Here is a 17,900-nt window from a genome sequence, read left to right as displayed (position 1 = left end):
AGGGCCGGGATCGGGGCATGCCGCTGCGCGGCCCGGGGATCAGGCGGTGGGGGCGAGCACCTGGTCGATGACGTAGACGGTGGCGTTGGCGGTCTGCACGTTGCCGCAGATCACCGAGGCCTCCGTCCGGCCCAGGACGGTGGCGTCGGCGGCGACGGTGAAGTCCTGGCCGGAGCCCTCGATGGTCACCTGGTCGTTGTTCAGCGTGGTGTGCGTGCCGGCCAGCTCGTCGGGGGTCAGGCGGCCGGGGATGACGTGGTGGGTCAGCACCGCGGTGAGCTGCGGGGTGTCGGCCAGCAGCGCACCGACCGCATCGGCCGGGACCGCGGCGAAGGCGTCGTCGGCCGGCGCCAGCACGGTGATGTCGGGCGTGGTGTTCAGCGTGTCCACCAGGCTGGCGGCCCGGACGGCCGTGACCAGGGCCGACAGCGACGGGTTGTTGCCGGCTGCGGTGGCGACCGGGTCGGCGCTCATGCCCGCGAAGCTGCCCGGTCCCTCGGCGGGCACGGCCGCGCAGCCCTCGCCGAACGGCTCGTCGGGGACCGGCACGGCGGAGCTCTCCGGAGCCGGGGAGCCGGCGCCGGCGCCGGCGCTGACGGTGGGGCTGGGGCTGGGGGCGGCGGTGCTCCCGGCGGGGTCGTCGGAGCCGCAGGCGCCGAGCGCGAGCGCCAGGGCGGGGACGGCGGTGAGCCAGACGCCGCGGGTGAGGGTGCGCTGCATGGTGGTGCTCCTGTCGTCGGTGCGTGCGACGCCGGTCTCCGACGGCCATTCTCGGCCGGGCCCGCACCCGGATGCGTCCCGGCCCGGGAATCCGACGCCGGCCGCGGCACCGCCCCGGGGCGGGCAGGCCGATCTGCCAGGCTGGGCCGGTGCCGGCCTCTCCGCTCCCCCCGTCCGACAGCGGTCCCCCGACTCCGCAGAAGCCGCCGTCGGTCCGGGTCGCGGTCGCCCTGCTGGCCACCCTCGCCGCCCTGATCCTGCTCTACGTGGTGATCTCCCTGCTGGGGTGGGACGGCCTGGTCACCGCGCTCACCGAGGCCGGGCTGACCCGGGAGGAGGCCCAGCGGTACCTGCTGATCAACACCACGGCACCGGGGTCCATCGGGCTGGTGTACGCCGTCTCGGCGTGGGGGCTGGCCACCCGCCGGTCCTGGGCGCGCTGGACCGGCCTCGCGGCCGCGGTCGTGCTCGCGCTGATCCTGGTGTCGGCGATCCTGTCCGCCGGTGGGGTCACCGTCATCTCGCTGCTGCTCCTGGTGCTGTCGGTCGCCGCCGCGACCAGCCTGGTGGCGCGCACGACGCGCGACTGGCTGGCGGCCGGGCCCGACGGGCGGGCCGCGACGGCCTGATCAGCGCTGCCCGTTGGCGAACTGCCACGTGCGGAAGCGGTACCAGTCGTTGGACGGCTTGGCCGCGAGCAGCACGACGCCGGCCGCGATCAGGGCGGTCGTGAACCAGGAGAGCGTGGTGACGAACGGCAGCGGCCCGGTGCCGCCGGCGCTAAAGGGCGCGAACACGAGGGTCAGCCCGCCCAGCACCCACAGCACGATCCGGGCCCAGTTGCGGCCCTGCCAGGCGAACCAGACGAACAGCGCCTGCAGCAGGAGCATCAGCGCGCTGAACGCGATGCTGAACTGGAGGACGAGCTCGGCGAACTGCTCGGCGTCCAGGCCCTCGATCCCGGGGTCACCGGCACCGGCCCCCTCGGCGAGCGTCCAGTCGAGGACCTCGTCCCAGTTGAGCACCATGGCGAGGCCGGCCACCGCGCTGAGCACGAGGGCGGCCAGGAAGGCGCCGAGCCCGGCCCGCACCGTCAGCGGGCGCTCCACCGGCGCCGGCGCGTCGGGGCCCGGACCGGTCGGCGCGGCGGGGGCGGGCAGGTAGCCGTACGGGGGCGGCCCGTAGGGGTGCTGACCGTGGCCCTGGGAGCCCGGGCCGTAGGAGCTCGGGCCGGAGGCACCCGGGCCGGAGGCACCCGGGCCGGAGGGACCTGGGCCGGCGGGCGGCTGGACCGGCGGCGGAGGCCAGCCGGGCCGCTGCCCGCCCTGCTCCCCGGGCCGGCCCTGCTGGCCCTGCTCGTCGCCCTGACCCGCCGTCATCACGCCTCCGTACCTCGGTGCCCGTCATCGCCATCATCGACGACGACGGCACCGGGGACCACGGGGCACGCGGGGCCGCCCCGGCGGAGCGGCCCCGCGCCGCGCTCAGCCGCGGGCGACCCGCAGGCCGGCGTCCGGCTCACCGGCCGCCCAGTCGACGACGACCTCGTCCCCGTCCCGGATGTCGCCGGCGAGCAGCGCCCGGGCCAGCTGGTCGCCGATGGCCGACTGCACCAGCCGGCGCAGCGGCCGGGCCCCGTAGACGGGGTCGAACCCGTTCAGCGCCAGCCATTCGCGGGCCGCGTCGGTGACGGTGAGGGTCAGCCGGCGGGCGGCCAGCCGGCGGGCGAGGACACCGACCTGGATGTCGACGATCCCGGCGAGCTCGTCGGTGCCGAGCGCCCGGAACACCACGACGTCGTCGAGCCGGTTGAGGAACTCGGGCTTGAAGTGCGACCGCACCACCTCCAGCACCGCGGCACGCCGCCGGTCCTCGGGCACCGACTGGTCGGCGATGATCGGCGAGCCGAGGTTCGACGTCAGGATCAGGATGGTGTTCCGGAAGTCCACCGTCCGGCCCTGGCCGTCGGTCAGCCGCCCGTCGTCGAGCACCTGCAGCAGCACGTCGAAGACGTCGGGGTGCGCCTTCTCCACCTCGTCCAGCAGGACGACGGTGTACGGACGGCGCCGGACCGCCTCGGTCAGCTGCCCGCCGGCCTCGTAGCCGACGTAGCCGGGGGGCGCCCCGACCAGCCGGGACACCGAGTGCTTCTCGGAGTACTCGCTCATGTCGATGCGGACCATGGCGCGTTCGTCGTCGAACAGGAACTCCGCCAGCGCCTTGGCCAGCTCGGTCTTGCCGACACCCGTCGGCCCGAGGAACAGGAACGAGCCGGTGGGCCGGTCGGGGTCGGCGACGCCGGAACGCGCCCGGCGCACCGCGTCGGACACGGCCCGCACGGCGTCGGGCTGGCCGACGACCCGCCGGCCCAGCTCCTCCTCCATGCGCAGCAGCTTCTGCGTCTCGCCCTCCAGCAGCCGCCCCGCGGGGATGCCGGTCCAGGCCTGCACCACCTCGGCGATGTCGTCGGGCCCGACCTCCTCCTTGAGCATGGAGTCACCGGTCTCGACCGACTGCTCGGCCTCGGTCAGTGACTTCTCCAGCTGCGGCAGCCGGCCGTAGCGCAGCTCGGCCACGCGGGCGAGGTCGCCGTCGCGCTCGGCCCGCTCCGCCTCGAGCCGCAGCCGCTCCAGCTCCTCCTTGATGGCCTGGATGCGGCCGATGGCGGACTTGTCCTGCTGCCAGCGGGCGGTCAGCTGGGCGAGCTCCTCGCGCTTGTCGGCGAGGTCCTCGCGGAGCGCGGCCAGCCGCTCCAGGGACGACGGGTCGGCCTCCTTGGCCAGCGCCATCTCCTCGATCTCCAGCCGGCGGACGGCCCGCTCCACCTCGTCCACCTCGACGGGGCGGCTGTCGATCTCCATCCGCAGCCGGCTGGCCGCCTCGTCGACCAGGTCGATCGCCTTGTCGGGCAGGAACCGCGACGTGACGTACCGGTCCGACAGCGTCGCCGCGGCGACGATCGCGCCGTCGGTGATCCGGACCCCGTGGTGCACCTCGTAGCGCTCCTTGAGCCCGCGGAGGATGCCGATGGTGTCCTCCACCGAGGGCTCGCCCACGTAGACCTGCTGGAAGCGGCGCTCCAGGGCCGGGTCCTTCTCGATGTGCTGCCGGTACTCGTCCAGGGTCGTCGCGCCGACCATGCGCAGCTCACCGCGGGCGAGCATCGGCTTGATCATGTTGCCGGCGTCCATGGCGGAGTCGCCGGTCGCGCCGGCCCCCACGATGGTGTGCAGCTCGTCGATGAAGGTGACCACCTGGCCCTCGGCCTCGGTGATCTCCTGGAGCACGGCCTTCAGCCGCTCCTCGAACTCCCCCCGGTACTTGGCCCCGGCCACCATCGCGCCGAGGTCCAGCGCCATCAGGCGCTTGCCCTTGAGGCTCTCGGGCACGTCGCCGGCGACGATCCGCTGGGCCAGGCCCTCGACGATCGCCGTCTTGCCGACGCCGGGCTCGCCGATGAGCACCGGGTTGTTCTTGGTCCGCCGCGAGAGCACCTGCACGACGCGGCGGATCTCGGTGTCCCGGCCGATGACCGGGTCGATCTTCCCCTCGCGGGCCCGCTCGGTGAGGTCGACGGCGTACTTCTCCAGCGCCTGGAAGGTGCTCTCCGGATCGGCCGTCGTCACCTTGCGGTTGCCGCGCACGGTGCGGAAGGCCGCCACCAGCGCGTCGCGGGTGGCACCGGAGCCGGTCAGCACGGCCCCCGCCTCGCCCTCGGAGCCGGCCAGCCCGACCAGCAGGTGCTCGGTGGAGACGTATTCGTCCCCGAGCGCGGTCGCCTGCTCCCCTGCCGCGTTGATCACCCGGAGGAACTCCCGCGACGGGGACGGCGCGGAGACCGTCGACCCGCTGACGCTGGGCATCCGGCGCAGGGCGGCGTCGGCCTTGCTGCGCACGTCGACCGGATCGGCACCCACGGCGGTCAGCAGCGGACCGGCGATGCCGTCGGTCTGCTCCAGCAGGGCGACCAGCAGGTGCAGCGGCTCCAGGGCCGCCTGACCGCGGCCGACGGCCAGGCGCTGGGCACCGGCGACGGCCTCCTGCGAACGGGTCGTGAGCTTGCTCTCCATGCTGCGGCGCACGTCCTCTCGTGTCTCGGGCGACGCCGCCCGTCCGTGGCCGACGTCGCTGCCTGCTGCAACGACCCAAAGGTTGAGTCTGTTCCGCTCAACCCTGCCAGGTAGGCGGACGTTCCCGCCACCCCGCCCCCGAGCCCGGGACCTCTCTCCCGGGTCGGCACAGGGCACAAGGTCCCTGTCCCCGCGGCACCGCCCCCTAGACTCGGGGCATGACCGCTCTGCCGGCTCCGAGCGCGGCGCTCGACGACCAGCTGTGCTTCGCCCTGTACGCAGCCTCCCGGGCCGTGACCGCGCGGTACCGCCCCATGCTCGACACGATCGGTCTGACCTATCCCCAGTACCTGGTCATGCTCCTGCTCTGGGAGCAGGACAACCAGACGGTCGGCCAGCTGGGGGCCCGGCTCGCCCTGGACAGCGGCACCCTGTCGCCGCTGCTCAAGCGGCTCACCGCGGCCGGGCTGGTCACCCGGCACCGGCGGGTCGAGGACGAGCGGTCGGTCGCGATCGCCCTCACCGACGCGGGGCGCGCGATGCAGGACAAGGCCGAGGCCATCTCCGAGGAGATGATCGGCGCCATCGGCTTCGACACCACCGAGTTCGACGACCTCAAGAGCCGCCTCCGGCTGCTCACCGAGCGGGTCAACGGCACCGCGGCCAACGAGGACGCACCGGACGCCGGACGGTAGGGCTCCCGCCCGGCGGGTAGGAGGACGGCCACGCGCCGCCCCAGCCGGAGGCGGCCACGGCCCGGAAGGGGCGCCCATGCCCACTCGTACCGCTCGCACCGCCTGGAACGGCACCCTCCAGGAGGGCTCCGGTCAGGTCGAGCTCTCCAGCTCCAAGGTCGGCACCTACGAGGTGTCCTTCCCCAAGCGCACCGCCGACGAGGCCGGGGGCACCACGAGCCCCGAGGAGCTCATCGCTGCGGCCCACTCGGCCTGCTTCGCGATGGCGCTGTCCAGCGAGATCGGCAAGGCCGGCGGCACGCCGCAGTCCCTCGAGGTCTCCGCCGACGTCACCCTCGGCCAGCAGGACGGGGCGCCCGCCATCACCGGCATCAAGCTGACCGTGCGGGGTGAGGTGGAGGGCCTCGACGCCGACGGCTTCGACAAGGCCGCGCAGGCCGCCAAGGCCGGCTGCCCGGTGAGCAAGGCCCTGACCGGCACCCAGATCACCCTGGACGCGGCGCTCGAGGGCTGACTCCCCGCAGCGGTCGACCACGACGACGGCCCGTCCCCCGCTCGGGGGGACGGGCCGTCGCCTGCTCGCGGCCGGGGCGCGCGCCGCCCTCAGCGGGCGGCGGACCCGGCGCCGGCGTGCACCACCTCGCCGGTGCGCTCGCCGTCGGCCGCCCGGCCCTCGATGGCGCCGGTGTCGATCCGGACCGCGCCCGACCGCTCGGCCGCCCGGCGCTCGTCGCCGGTCTCGGTGCGCAGCGCCACCTCGCGGATGAACAGCACGGCGGGGACCGCGACGACGGCCACGAGGGCCGAGATCAGGAAGACCCGGCCGGTCGCATCGCCGTAGGAGGCCCGGATGAGGTCCTGGATCGGCGCCGGCGCGTCCGCGAGGTCCGCCAGGCCGACGTCCCCGCCACCCGCGGCGGCGGCCCGGGCCGCACCCGGGACGCCGGCCAGGCCGCCCCGGATCAGGTCGGCCACGTGGTTGCTCAGCACCGCGCCGAGCACCGAGACACCGACCGTGCCGCCGAGGCTGCGGAAGAAGGCCACCGCGGAGCTGGCCGCCCCGAGGTCGCTCGCGGCCACGGTGTTCTGCACCGCCAGCACGAGGTTCTGCATGGTCATGCCGATGCCGGCGCCGAGCACGAACAGGAAGCCGCTCAGCAGCACCATGTCGGTCTGGTGGTCGATCGTGGCGAGCAGCGCGAAGCCGACCAGGACCAGGACCGAGCCCACCGAGAGGAAGACCTTCCAGCGCCCGAACCGGGTGATGAGCAGCCCGGACACGGTGGAGGAGATCAGCAGGCCGCCGACCATCGGGATGGTCAGCAGGCCGGCCTCGGTGGGCGAGTAGCCGCGGGAGATCTGCAGGTACTGGCCCAGGAAGACCGACGAGCCGAACATCGCGACGCCGACGGCGACGCTGGCGACGATCGCCAGGGTGGTGGTGCGGTCCCGGAAGAGCCGCAGCGGCACGATCGGCTCGGCCGCGCGCACCTCGGTGACCAGGAAGGCGACGACCGCGAGCAGCGAACCGCCGAGGAAGAGCGCCGTCTCCACCGAGGCCCACGCGAAGCTGCCGCCGGCCAGGGTGACCCAGATGAGCAGCCCGGAGACGCCGGCGGTGAGGAACGCGGCACCGAGGTAGTCGATCGTGACGTCTCGCTTGGTGACGGGCAGGTTCAGGGTGCGCTGCAGCAGCACCAGGGCGACGGCGGCGAACGGCACGCCGACGTAGAAGCACCAGCGCCAGCCGAGCCAGCTGGTGTCCACCAGCAGGCCGCCCAGCAGCGGGCCGCCGACGGTCGCCACGGCCATCACCCCACCCAGCAGGCCGGAGTAGCGGCCGCGCTCGCGCGGGCTGATCATGGCGGCCATCGCGATCTGCACCAGCGCCTGCAGTCCGCCGAGGCCCAGCCCCTGCAGCACCCGCCAGGCGATCAGCGTGTCCACCGACTGCGCGAGCCCGGCCAGCATCGACCCGACGATGAAAATGACGATGGACAGCTGGATCAGCAGCTTCTTGCTGAACAGGTCCGACAGCTTGCCCCAGATGGGCGTGGACGCCGTGGAGGCCAGCAGCGTCGCCGTGATCACCCAGGTGTACTGGTTCTGCGTCCCCCGCAGCTCGGTGATGATCGTCGGCAGCGCGTTGGAGATGACGGTCGAGGACAGGAACGCCACGAACATCGCCAGCAACATGCCGGAGAGGGCCTCCAGGACCTGGCGGTGCGTCATCCTCCCCTGCTGCTCGACGGGCGCCCCGGCTGCTGCGGTCCGGACGGTGCTCACGGAACTCCTGGGTGCTTCCGGTGCGGGCTGGGGGGAGCTGGATCGGGCGGTCATCCGGCGGCCGCCACGGGATCGGGGCGCGGCTGTGCGCCGGCGACCTCGACGCTCGCCAGGAGGCGTTCCCGGGTGGCGGGACCGAGAGGCATGACGACGTCCTAGGGGGTTGCAACCACTTGTAGACCGAAACCATACGCCTTGTTGGTTGCCGTCTGCAACGGTGCGGGTGTCGCGGGTGTCCCGAACGGCGCGATGCCCGGATCCCCAGCGGGGATCCGGGCATCGCGGCCTGGACGTGCTGCGCTCAGCGGGTGTACGGGCGGTGCAGGTAGCGGCCGGCCGGCCGGCCGGTGACCGCACCGTCGGCGAGCACCTGGTTGCCGCGCACCCAGGTGTCGGTCACGCGGGCGCCGAGCTCGAAGCCCTCGAAGGGCGTGTACTCCTGCGTGGACTCGGACTTCTCCGCCTGGACGGTCCACGTCGCCGACGGGTCGACCAGGCAGAAGTCGGCGTCGTACCCGACCCCGATCGTCCCCTTCCCCGGCAGCCCGTACCGCTGGGCCGGGTTCCAGGACGTCAGCTCCGCGATCCGCCGGTAGGACAGGCCGCGGCGGCGCCCCTCGCTCACCAGGCCCGGGAGCAGGTACTCCGCGCCGCCGAAGCCCGACTTCGCCGCGAAGATGTCGTCCCGAGGCTCGCCGAACTTCTTCTCGTCCTTGCAGCAGGCGTGGTCGCTGACCACCCAGTCGACGTCCCCGGCGAGCACGTGCTCCCACAGCGCCTCGACGTCCTCCCGCGGCCGCAGCGGCGGGTTCACCTTGCCGCCGAGCCCGTGGGCGGTGTCGATGTCGGCCAGCAGGTGCCCGATGGTGACCTCGCGGCGGAAGTCCACGTGCGGGAAGACCTTCGCCATCCGCAGGGCGGCGGTGAGGGCCTTGCGCGAGGACAGGTGCAGCAGGTTGATGCTCGGCAGCCCCGTCTCGTCGGCCAGGAAGGACGCGATGGTGACGGCCAGGCCCTCGGAGTGCGGCGGCCGCGAGGCGCTGTAGGCGGCCAGGCCCTGCAGCGAGCCCTCCGCCTGCACCAGCTTGGTGTAGGCGGTCATGATCTCGGCCGTCTCGCAGTGCAGGGACAGCGAGACGTGCGGCGCGTGCTCGGTGAGCTTCTCGCGGGCCTCCTGGATGCCGCGCATGACGAACTCGAAGTGCGCCAGGTCGTAGCGCTCGTCCGGCGGGATCATCAGGAACGAGCTCTGGTCGGACGACGCGCCGTGCAGGCCGTGCCCGCCGTAGAACATGAAGATCTTGAACGAGGTGACGCCGAACTCCTCGATCAGCGCCGGGATCTCCCCGATGTGCTCCTTGGACATCGGCGCCAGGTGGAAGGCGTAGTCGATGTAGGAGCGGCCCTCGGAGGCGGCCAGCACCTTCGGGAAGAACTCCCGGTAGGGCCCACCCTCGTTCAGGTAGTACTGCCCGGTGCGCATGTAGGTGAGCCCGGTGGTGACGCCGCCCTGGGCGCTGGCCCGGCTCTCGGTCTCCGCGTCCTCGCCCAGCGGGTTGTAGATGCCCCAGTGCTGGTGGGCGTCGACCACGCCGGGGAAGGCCACCCGGCCGCGGCCGTCCACGACCACGTCGGCGTCCTCCGCGGGGATGTCCCGCTCGACCCGGACGAACTTCCCGTCGACGACGCCGAGGTCGAGCGCCTCGCCGTCCTCGGCGCCCGGGACGTCCGGTCGGACGACCGTCACGTTCTTGACAAGGGTCTGGAGGCGGGTCATGCGGTTCCTTCCTCGGAGGTGGTGGCGGCGTGCCCGGGAGCCGACCCGCCGCGGCCCGCGGCCACGTGGTCGGCGGCCAGGTAGGCCAGGCCCAGTGCGGGCAGGAGGCCGTTGCCGGCCAGGTAACCGGCAGCGCCGTGACCGGAGATCCCGGCCGCGGCCCCGCCGGACGCGTAGAGCCCGGGGATGACCGAGCCGTCGGTGCGGGTGACGCGGGCGTGCTCGTCGACGACGAGACCGCCCTGGGTGTGGAACAGCGCGGGCACGACGCGCACGGCGGCGAGCGGCGGGGCGAGCTCCCCCTCGAAGAACGTCCGGCCCAGCCGGTCCTCGGCCTCCCCGCGCGCCAGGGCGGCGACCGCGGCGAGCTCGTCGGCCAGCGCGTCGGCGGGCAGCCCCGTGGCCGCGGCGAGCCCGGCGACGTCGTCGGCCCAGACCAGGGCACCGCCCTCGATCGTCTGCCGGAAGTCGGTGAAGGGCAGGCAGGCGTCGTGGATGCGCTGGTCTAGGACGATCCAGGCCGTCGCGCCGGGCTGCTGGGCGATGACCGAGGCGTACTCGGAGTAGCCGGTCGTCTCGTCGCCGAAGCGCCGCCCGTCCTGCCCGACGATCACCGCGCCGTGCATGACCGTCGCCCAGCCGACCAGGGTGGAGGAGCGCGCCGCCAGCGCGCCGTGCCCCTGGTAGGCGTCGAGGTAGGCGGTGTCCGCCCCGAGCCCGGTGCCGATGCGCAGCGCGTCCCCCCGGGAGGCCTCGCTGCCGTGGTAGACCGCGTCGGCGATCTCCGGGAGGTGGCGGCCGACGAGCTCGCGGTCGGCGCCGTAGCCGTTCGTCGCCAGCAGGACCGCCGGCGTCTCGACCTCCTCGGTGGCCCCGTCGGGCGTCTCGATCACCGCCGCGCGCACCCGGCCCGCGTCGTCGAGGAGCACGTCCACCAGCCGGGCCGGGACCAGCAGGTCGATGCGCTCCTCGGCCTTCACCGCGGCGACGAGGTGGTCGAGCAGGACCGTGCCGTGGCGGCCCTCGATGGTGTGGCAGCGGTCGGCGCTGTGCCCCGGGTAGTGGAAGTCGGTGACCAGCCCGAGCGGCAGCGCCACGTCGTCGGCCAGCCACTCGACCAGGGGCGCGCTCACGTCGGCGAGCGTGCGCGCCAGCCGCTGGTCGGCCTGCCCCTTCGTCTTGCGCATCACGTCCTCGACGAAGAGCTCCGGCGAGTCCTCGATGCCGGCCTCCCGCTGGAAGCGGGAGCCCGCGCCGGGGATCATCGCCGTCGACATCGAGGTGTTGTTGCCGCGGCGGAAGTGCTCGCTGACCTCGACGACCAGCACGTCCAGCCCGTGCTGCGCCGCCCGCAGCGCGGCCGCCAGCCCACCGCCGGCGCCGGCGACGACCAGGTCGGGTCCGGTGTCGCTCATGCCGCCTCCCCCGCCGCGATCAGCCGGAGGGCCAGGGCGGTCGGGTCGACCACGCGCACCGGCCAGGCCGCCGCCTCCGCCGGCAGGTCGACCGCGCTGCAGCCGTTGACCAGGTCACCGGCGCCGGCCCGGCCCATCCGGCCGACCACCGCCTCCAGCGAGGCGGCCCAGCGGTCGGCCTGATGGATCGCGTCGACGTCCAGGTCCAGCACCTCGACGCCGGTGAAGGAGCTGCCCAGCCCGTAGGCGTCGACCTGCCGCGCGAGCTCGTCGGCGATCGGCCGGTTGCGGGTCACCGCACCGACGGAGCGCCCGGCGAGCGCGCTCCAGGTCATGCTGGTCCGGAGCAGTCCGAAGACCGGGCGGCCCAGCTGCCCGGCCAGCGCCGGCACGCCGGGGTCGAGCACGCAGTCGGGCAGCAGCGCGTCGGCCTCGTCCGGCGCCCCGCGGAGCGCCTCGGTGACCATGCCCTCGCTGTCGCGCACCTGCTGCTCGGTGTCCAGGGCGCGCGGCGCCGCCACGCCGATGTCGTGCAGCTCCACGGTCAGGCCGGGCGGGCACAGGGCGTCGTACCGCGCCTGGCGCCGGGCCAGCTCCTCGGCGGGGACGTGGATCGGGGTGACGGCGAAGATGCGCACGGAACTCCTCGGGGACGGGTCGGACGGGCCAGGGGCCGGGCGGGTCATCCGGCCAGCCGGCCGAGCAGCGGGGCGACGTCGGGGGCGCCGGGCAGGCCGGTGGCGACGTCGCGGACGGTGGCCACCACCTCGTCGTCCGCGAGCAGGGTCGTCAGCAGCGCCAGCACCTCGGCCTCTGCGAACGGGTGGTGGGCGGCGTCCCCGACGGGGTTGGGGACCTCCAGCGCGAGCTCGCGCCCGGCGGCCCGGACGGTCACCCGCGCGGCGCGCTCGTCGGGCAGCCGGGCGTCGAGGTCGTCGGCCCGCACGACCCGGACCCGGCCGGCGAGGCGGGTGACGCGGCCGTCGGTGCGGGCCTCCTCGGCCGAGGCGTCCGGCCCCACGGAGCCGTGGACCAGCGCCGCGGCGACGACGAACGGCACGCTGAACAGCGCACCCAGGCGCGAGTCCCAGGAGGTGCGGGCCAGGCCCGCGGCCAGGGAGTGCGTCTCGACGACGACCTCGTCGACCGCCGCCGGGTCGTCGAGCTGGGGGCGCAGCCGCAGCACCGCGTCGGCCACCGGGTGGGTGAAGGAGCAGGAGGCGTGCCGCTTGAAGTACCCGTGCCGCACGTCCCAGCGCTCGCCCAGGGCCTCGGTCAGCGCCGCGGCGTCGAAGGAGCCGAGCAGCTCGCCCAGCGAGCCGGCCGCCGTCCCGGTGTTGCGGGCGACGCCGGCCGCGGCCATCCGCGCGGCGGCGAGCCCCGAGACGTTGGACGCCGACATCCACGCGTCCCGGACCGGGTTGCCGTCGAGGGCGGAGTCGAAGTGACCGGCGACGGGCAGGCCCGCCCCGGTGTCGATGGCCGCGGCCACCTGGTCGGCACCGAGGCCGAGCAGCCGGGCGCACCCCGCGGCCGCCCCGGCGACGCCCCAGCTGCCGTGCGGGTGCATGCCCGGGCGCAGCCGGGTGGCGCGGCCGAAGCGGGCGGCCACCTCGTACGCGGCCATCAGCGCCGCGGCGGTGTCCGGACCGGAGGCGTGCAGGTCGGCCGCGAGCGCCAGGACCGCGGGGAGCCCGTGCGCCCCGGGGTGCCCCTTGGCGTACTTGTGGCCCTCGTCGAGCTCGAGCCGGACCAGCGCGCTCGCGTTGAGCCAGGCGGCGGCCTCGACCGTCGTCGACAGCCCGCCGCCGACCAGCGGCGCCGGCCCGGCCCCGGGCCGCCATGCCGCCACGAGGGCCTGCTGCTCGGGCTGCCGGGCACCCAGGACCGTGACCCCGAGGGAGTCCAGCAGCACCAGCGACAGCCGCTCGCGGGCGTCGGCCGGGACGTCGGTCCACCGCAGGCCCGCGACCCACCGGCCGAGGGTCTGCGTCGCCTCGCGCGCCTGGTCGGCGGACGGGCGGACCGCCGTCGCCGTCACCGGTGCTCCTGCCGTCACAGGCCGAGGTACGCGCTGCGCACCCGGTCGTCCTCGGCGAGCTCCGGTCCGGGGCCGGAGAGCACGCAGCTGCCGCTCTCCAGGACGTAGGCCCGGTCGGCCATCCGCAACGCCTGCGCGGCGTTCTGCTCGACCAGCAGGACGGCGACGCCGCGGTCGCGGATGGTCCGCACCGCCTCGAGCACCGACCAGGTCAGCTTGGGCGAGAGGCCGGTCGAGGGCTCGTCCAGCATCAGCAGCTTGGGGCGGGCCATGAGCGCCCGGCCGATGGCCAGCATCTGCTGCTGCCCCCCGCTGAGGGTCTCCGCCGCCTGGCGGCGCCGCTCCTCCAGGATGGGGAACAGCTCGAACACCTCGGTGAGCGAGGTGGACACGTCCGGGCCCTTCTGGGTCCAGCCGCCCATGCGGAGGTTCTCCTCCACGGTGAGCGGCCCGAACAGCGCCCGCTCCTCGGGCACCTGCACCAGGCCACGGCGGACGAGCTCGGCGGTGCGGACGCCGTCGGCCCGCTGGCCGTCGAAGCTGATCGACCCCGAGCTCGACGACACGACGCCGGAGATCGCCCGCAGCGCCGTCGTCTTGCCCGCCCCGTTGGCGCCGACCAGCGCCACGATCTCGCCGGCCTCCACCCGGAGGTCGAGCTCGTGCAGGATCTGCAGCCCGTGGTACCCGGCGCAGAGACCGTCAAGAACCAGCACCGGCCGGCTCCTCTCCGAGGTAGGCCTCGATCACCCGGGGGTCCCGGGTGACCTCCGCGGGCGAACCGGCGGTGAGCACGCGCCCCTGCTCGAGGACGAGCACCGAGTCCGACAGCCGCATGACCGCGGCCATGATGTGCTCGACGAAGACGAGCGTGACGCCGTCCTGCGAGCGCAGGGTCTCCAGCAGGTCCATGACCGGCAGCCGCTCGGCCGGGAGCAGCCCGGCGAGGACCTCGTCCAGCAGCAGCACCCGGGGCCGCGAGGCCAGCGCGCGGGCCAGCTCCAGCCGCTTGAGGCCGGCGGTGGGCAGCCCGTCGGCGCGCGCGTCGCGCCACCGGGACAGCCCGACCCGCTCCACGACGTCGGCCGCCGCGTCGGTGGCCGCGCGCCGCGACGTGCCGTGGGCCATGGCCGCCACCGCGACGTTCTCCAGCACGCTCATGCTGCCGAACGGCTTCATCAGCTGGAAGGTCCGTGCCATCCCGGCCTTGGACACCTTGTGCGGCGCCGCCCCGGTGACGTCGGTGCCCGACAGCCGGACGGTGCCGGTGTCGGGGGCGATCGCCCCCGCGATGCAGTTGAACAGCGTCGTCTTCCCGGCGCCGTTGGGCCCGATGATGCCGAGGATGCTGCCCTCCTCCACGGTGAAGGAGACGTCGTCGACGGCCTTGAGGCCGCGGAAGGTCTTGCTGACGTTGTCGACCTGCAACAGGCTCATCGCCGTTCCCACCTCTCGCGGATGGCCCCGTACACGCCTTGCGGCAGCAGCAGGACGATGAGGATCAGCAGGACCGCGTAGACCATGACGTCCAGCCCGGCCCGGCCCTGCAGGAACTCCAGCCCGGGCGGCGGGTCGCGCAGCAGCGTGGCCGTGAGGTCGTTGAGCGGCCCGAGGATGGCCGCACCGATGACCGGGCCCCAGATCGTCGCGACGCCGCCGATGACCGCCGGCAGGATCGCCTGGATCGAGACGCTCGACCCGAAGGCGACGTCGGGGTCGACGAAGAAGTAGTACTGGACGTAGAACGTGCCGGCCACGGACGTGATCGCCGCCGACAGCATGATCGTGAGCAGCTTGGTGCGCATCACCGGGATGCCGAGGGCCGCGGCAGCGTCCTCGTCGTCCCGCACGGCCACGGTGAACCGGCCCAGCCGGGACCGCAGGAACACGATGGTGACGACCAGCGCGGCGACGGTCAGCGCCAGGGCGATCCACAGGTACTCCGCCGCACCGGGCTCGAACTGGATGAACGCCCAGGACGACTCGCCCCGCAGCGGGACGTTGTACCCGACCGCCCGGTTCACCAGGTCGCTGTTGGTCGCCAGCAGCCGCAGCATCTCCGCGAAGGCGAACGTCGAGAGCGCGAAGTAGGCACCCTTGAGCCGGTAGCGCAGTGCCAGGAAGCCGATCAGCGCGGCGAACAGCGCGGCGGCCACCATCCCGGCGAGCATCCCGATCCACGGGGAGACCCCCCGCTCGACCAGCAGCCACACGCTGACGTAGGCACCGATGCCGAAGTAGGCGGCGTGGCCGAAGCTGAACATGCCGCCGAACCCGCTCATGATGTTCCAGCCCAGCGCGAGCAGGGCGAAGATCAGCACCCGCACGGCCACGGCCTGCTGCGCCGGCGCCAGGACCAGCGGCAGGAGGGCCAGCAGCACCGCCAGGACGGCGACGGCCGCCAGGTGCCGCCCCCACGGGGGGCGCGGGAGGGCCCGGGGCTCCTCGGAACTCTGCACCGCGGTGCTCATGCGGCCCTCCCGAACAGGCCCTGGGGGCGCAGGAACAGCACCAGGACGAAGACGATGAACACCGACAGCAGCGGGCTCTGGCCCGGCAGGTAGAGCGCGCCGAGCTGCTCGGTCAGGCCGATGAGCAGGCCGCCCACGAGCGCGCCCACCACGTTGCCCATGCCGCCGAGCACGACGACCACGAACGCCACGATGTTGAACAGCTCGCCGGTGGTCGGCTCGATGGTGACCAGCGGGGCGACCAGGACGCCGGCCGCGCCGGCGCAGGCGGTCCCGATGGCGAAGGTGGCCATGTAGATGCGCCGGGTGTCGATGCCGACCATCTGGGCGCCGCTGTCGTTCGCCGCCACGGCGCGGATCGCCGTGCCGAGCCGGGTGCGCTGCAGGAGCAGGTACAGCAGCCCGGCCAGGACGAGGGCGACGGCGAAGGCCAGCAGCCGCCCCACGGTGACCACGGCCCCGAAGACGTTGATCCCGGTGTCGTTGGGCAGCCGCGCCGACTGCGGGTTGGGGCCGTAGAACAGCAGCAGGCCGTTGTCGATCAGCAACGCCAGGCCGAGGGTGATCAGCAGCTGGTTCTCCAGCGGCTTCCCCATGGCGCCGGAGAGGATGAACCGCTGCACCGCCGCCCCGAGCAGGAACATCAGCGGGACGCTCACCAGCAGGGCCAGGTACGGGTGGGCCCCGAACCGGCCGACCATCTCCACCGTGATGTAGAGGGCCACCGCCAGGAAGGCGCCGTGCGCGAAGTTGACGATGTCCAGGACGCCGAAGATGAGGGTGAGGCCCATGGCGACCAGGCCGTAGACCCCGCCGATCATCAGCCCGGTGAGCACCGCCTGGGTGACCACCACCTCGTTGCCGGTCCGCCAGTACGCCAGCCCCAGGGCCACCACCGCGATGGCCACGACCGCCGCCACCCGGACCGCGACCGCCCGGCGCCGGCCCCCCGGCGCCGGGGTGGTCAGCTGCGTGGTCTGGGGTGGCTCCTCGGTGGAGACGGTGCCCCGGTCCAGGGGCGGGGCACCGTGCTCCCTCGTCGGGTCGGTCACGAGTTCGGCGACGCCGGGTAGACGGGCTCGGTCTCGGCGTACTCGGACGGGAAGACCTGCTGGACGGTGCCGTCGACGACCTGCATGAGGATCGGCGCGGCGTTCTCGTTCTCGCCGGTCTCGTCGAAGGCGATCGGGCCGTCCTGCGCGATCAGCGAGTCGAGCTCGGTCTCGGAGATGGCGTCGCGCAGCTCCGTCGGGTCGGTGGAGCAGGCCCGCCCGAGCGCGTCGGCTATGACCTGGACCGCGTCGTAGGACAGCACGGCGGCGGTGCGGATGTCGTCGCCGTGGGTCTCGCGGTACAGCTCGGCGAGCGCCTGCGTGTCCTCGTTGGTCATGTCCAGCCGGTAGTTGGCGTCGAAGAAGCCCTCGCCCGCGTCGCCGACCTCGCCGGGGAACTGCGGGGTGTCGAACGCGCCGTTGGCCACGCCCCAGACCGCGTCGAGGCCCGGCTGGACGGTGTCCACGGCGTTGGCCACGAGGACGCCGTCCCGGTAGTAGCCGGCGACCATCATCACGTCGGCCCCGGCCTCGCGGACCGCGGTGATCTGCGTGGTGAAGTCCGAGACGCTGGCCGGGTCGTAGCTGATGACCGGCCCGATCGTCATGCCCTGGCTCTCCGCCTCGGCGGTGAAGCCCTGCGCGATCGCGGTGCCGAAGGGACCCTGCTCGTGCAGGATCGCGACCTGCTGGGCCGGGTCCCCGGCCTGCTCGGAGACCTCGGCGAGGTACTGGGCACCGCGCTGGGCCAGCACCGCGGCGCTGGGCTGCAGGCGGAACGTGTACTGGTAGCCCTGCTGGAGGATCTCGTCGGCGCTGGAGACGTCGATGACGAAGGGCACCTGGTTGCGCTCGGCCACCGCGGCCACGTTCTGGCTCACCGCGCTGTTGTAGGTGCCGACCAGGGCGACGGCGCCCTCCTGGATCAGCCGCTGCGCCTCGCTCTGCCCGACCTCGGGGGCGCCCTGGGTGTCGCCGCTGGCGAGCTCCAGCTGCGCGCCGTCCAGGCACTCGATCCCGCCGGCCTCGTTGACCGCGTCGACGGCGAGCTGGGCGCCGTTGTCCATCTGCTGGCCGTCGGCGGCGAAGGCGCCGCTGAGCGGGTGCAGCGAGCCGATGGTGATCGTGTCGCCGGAGCCGCCGGCCTCCCCGCCGCCGGTGCCCTCGGTGCCGGGCGGGGCGGAGCCACCGCAGGCAGCGAGCGTCAACGGCATTGCGACTGCGACCGCGGCGATCCAGGGCTTCCGCATCTCGTCTCCCGACCTCAAGGGCGTTCCTCTGCACGGAACGACCTGGTAGCTCGCCACTCTGGCACCGCGCTTCGGATGTGCGCAAGGTCTCGACACATTTCCTGTGTTGCGGTTAAGTTTCGG

General features: G+C 73.9%; 16 protein-coding genes. 3 read left to right on the top strand and 13 right to left on the bottom strand.

What is annotated here, in order from left to right; translation table 11 throughout:
• Positions 1-39 precede the first annotated feature (39 nt).
• Positions 40-720 carry a fasciclin domain-containing protein gene (locus O2W17_RS11285; RefSeq protein WP_269192531.1) on the bottom strand — a complete coding sequence of 227 codons (681 nt, stop codon included), beginning with the start codon at positions 718-720 and terminating at the stop codon, positions 40-42.
• A 149-nt stretch (positions 721-869) separates the two neighbouring features.
• Between O2W17_RS11285 and O2W17_RS11280 the strand changes: the two genes are divergently transcribed.
• Positions 870-1,349: a hypothetical protein gene (locus O2W17_RS11280; protein ID WP_269192530.1), complete on the top strand. Its 480-nt coding sequence runs from the start codon at positions 870-872 to the stop codon at positions 1,347-1,349.
• On the opposite strand, the gene O2W17_RS11275 is transcribed toward O2W17_RS11280, so the two are convergent.
• A complete protein-coding gene (locus O2W17_RS11275; protein ID WP_269192529.1) occupies positions 1,350-2,099 on the bottom strand; it encodes a hypothetical protein in 750 nt (249 codons plus the stop codon).
• Between the two features lie 105 nt (positions 2,100-2,204).
• On the bottom strand, positions 2,205-4,790 hold the full coding sequence (clpB, locus tag O2W17_RS11270) for an ATP-dependent chaperone ClpB (RefSeq protein WP_269192528.1): 2,586 nt from the start codon (positions 4,788-4,790) through the stop codon (positions 2,205-2,207).
• A 218-nt stretch (positions 4,791-5,008) separates the two neighbouring features.
• Here clpB and O2W17_RS11265 point away from each other — a divergent pair, with 218 nt between their 5' ends.
• Both O2W17_RS11265 and O2W17_RS11260 read left to right on the top strand, forming a co-directional pair.
• Positions 5,009-5,485: a MarR family winged helix-turn-helix transcriptional regulator gene (locus O2W17_RS11265; RefSeq protein ID WP_269192527.1), complete on the top strand. Its 477-nt coding sequence runs from the start codon at positions 5,009-5,011 to the stop codon at positions 5,483-5,485.
• Positions 5,486-5,561: 76 nt separating this feature from the next.
• Positions 5,562-5,999: an OsmC family protein gene (locus O2W17_RS11260; RefSeq protein WP_269192526.1), complete on the top strand. Its 438-nt coding sequence runs from the start codon at positions 5,562-5,564 to the stop codon at positions 5,997-5,999.
• A gap of 89 nt (positions 6,000-6,088) precedes the next feature.
• Here O2W17_RS11260 and O2W17_RS11255 read toward each other — a convergent pair whose 3' ends face one another.
• The 10 genes from O2W17_RS11255 to O2W17_RS11210 form a co-directional block, all read right to left on the bottom strand.
• A complete protein-coding gene (locus tag O2W17_RS11255; protein ID WP_269192525.1) occupies positions 6,089-7,771 on the bottom strand; it encodes an MFS transporter in 1,683 nt (560 codons plus the stop codon).
• Between the two features lie 301 nt (positions 7,772-8,072).
• Positions 8,073-9,548, bottom strand: coding sequence for a dihydroorotase (locus O2W17_RS11250; RefSeq protein ID WP_269192524.1), 1,476 nt, complete (start codon positions 9,546-9,548; stop codon positions 8,073-8,075).
• Entirely contained in the window at positions 9,545-10,963 is a 1,419-nt protein-coding gene (locus O2W17_RS11245) for an FAD-dependent oxidoreductase (protein WP_269192523.1), read from the bottom strand. Before O2W17_RS11245 ends, O2W17_RS11250 begins: the two co-directional genes overlap by 4 nt.
• A complete protein-coding gene (locus O2W17_RS11240) occupies positions 10,960-11,601 on the bottom strand; it encodes an aspartate/glutamate racemase family protein (protein ID WP_269192522.1) in 642 nt (213 codons plus the stop codon). Before O2W17_RS11240 ends, O2W17_RS11245 begins: the two co-directional genes overlap by 4 nt.
• 44 nt (positions 11,602-11,645) lie before the next feature.
• Positions 11,646-13,004 (bottom strand): MmgE/PrpD family protein, encoded by a 1,359-nt coding sequence (locus O2W17_RS11235; RefSeq protein ID WP_269192521.1) that lies wholly within the window; start codon positions 13,002-13,004, stop codon positions 11,646-11,648.
• Between the two features lie 14 nt (positions 13,005-13,018).
• Complete coding sequence (locus O2W17_RS11230) at positions 13,019-13,720, bottom strand: ABC transporter ATP-binding protein (protein WP_269192520.1); 702 nt, start codon at positions 13,718-13,720, stop codon at positions 13,019-13,021.
• A complete protein-coding gene (locus O2W17_RS11225) occupies positions 13,707-14,441 on the bottom strand; it encodes an ABC transporter ATP-binding protein (RefSeq protein ID WP_269192519.1) in 735 nt (244 codons plus the stop codon). Before O2W17_RS11225 ends, O2W17_RS11230 begins: the two co-directional genes overlap by 14 nt.
• Entirely contained in the window at positions 14,438-15,475 is a 1,038-nt protein-coding gene (locus O2W17_RS11220; protein WP_269192518.1) for a branched-chain amino acid ABC transporter permease, read from the bottom strand. The genes O2W17_RS11225 and O2W17_RS11220 overlap by 4 nt, the downstream gene beginning before the upstream one ends.
• Positions 15,472-16,527 carry a branched-chain amino acid ABC transporter permease gene (locus O2W17_RS11215; RefSeq protein WP_269192517.1) on the bottom strand — a complete coding sequence of 352 codons (1,056 nt, stop codon included), beginning with the start codon at positions 16,525-16,527 and terminating at the stop codon, positions 15,472-15,474. The genes O2W17_RS11220 and O2W17_RS11215 overlap by 4 nt, the downstream gene beginning before the upstream one ends.
• On the bottom strand, positions 16,524-17,777 hold the full coding sequence (locus O2W17_RS11210) for an ABC transporter substrate-binding protein (protein WP_269192516.1): 1,254 nt from the start codon (positions 17,775-17,777) through the stop codon (positions 16,524-16,526). The genes O2W17_RS11215 and O2W17_RS11210 overlap by 4 nt, the downstream gene beginning before the upstream one ends.
• Positions 17,778-17,900 lie beyond the last annotated feature (123 nt).

Origin of the sequence: Blastococcus sp. VKM Ac-2987 (assembly GCF_026967805.1) — a bacterium.
In the GTDB taxonomy this organism is placed as follows: domain Bacteria; phylum Actinomycetota; class Actinomycetes; order Mycobacteriales; family Geodermatophilaceae; genus Blastococcus.
The sequence above is the reverse complement of the archived record's forward strand: the minus strand, read 5'-3'. Positions and strand labels throughout refer to the sequence as shown.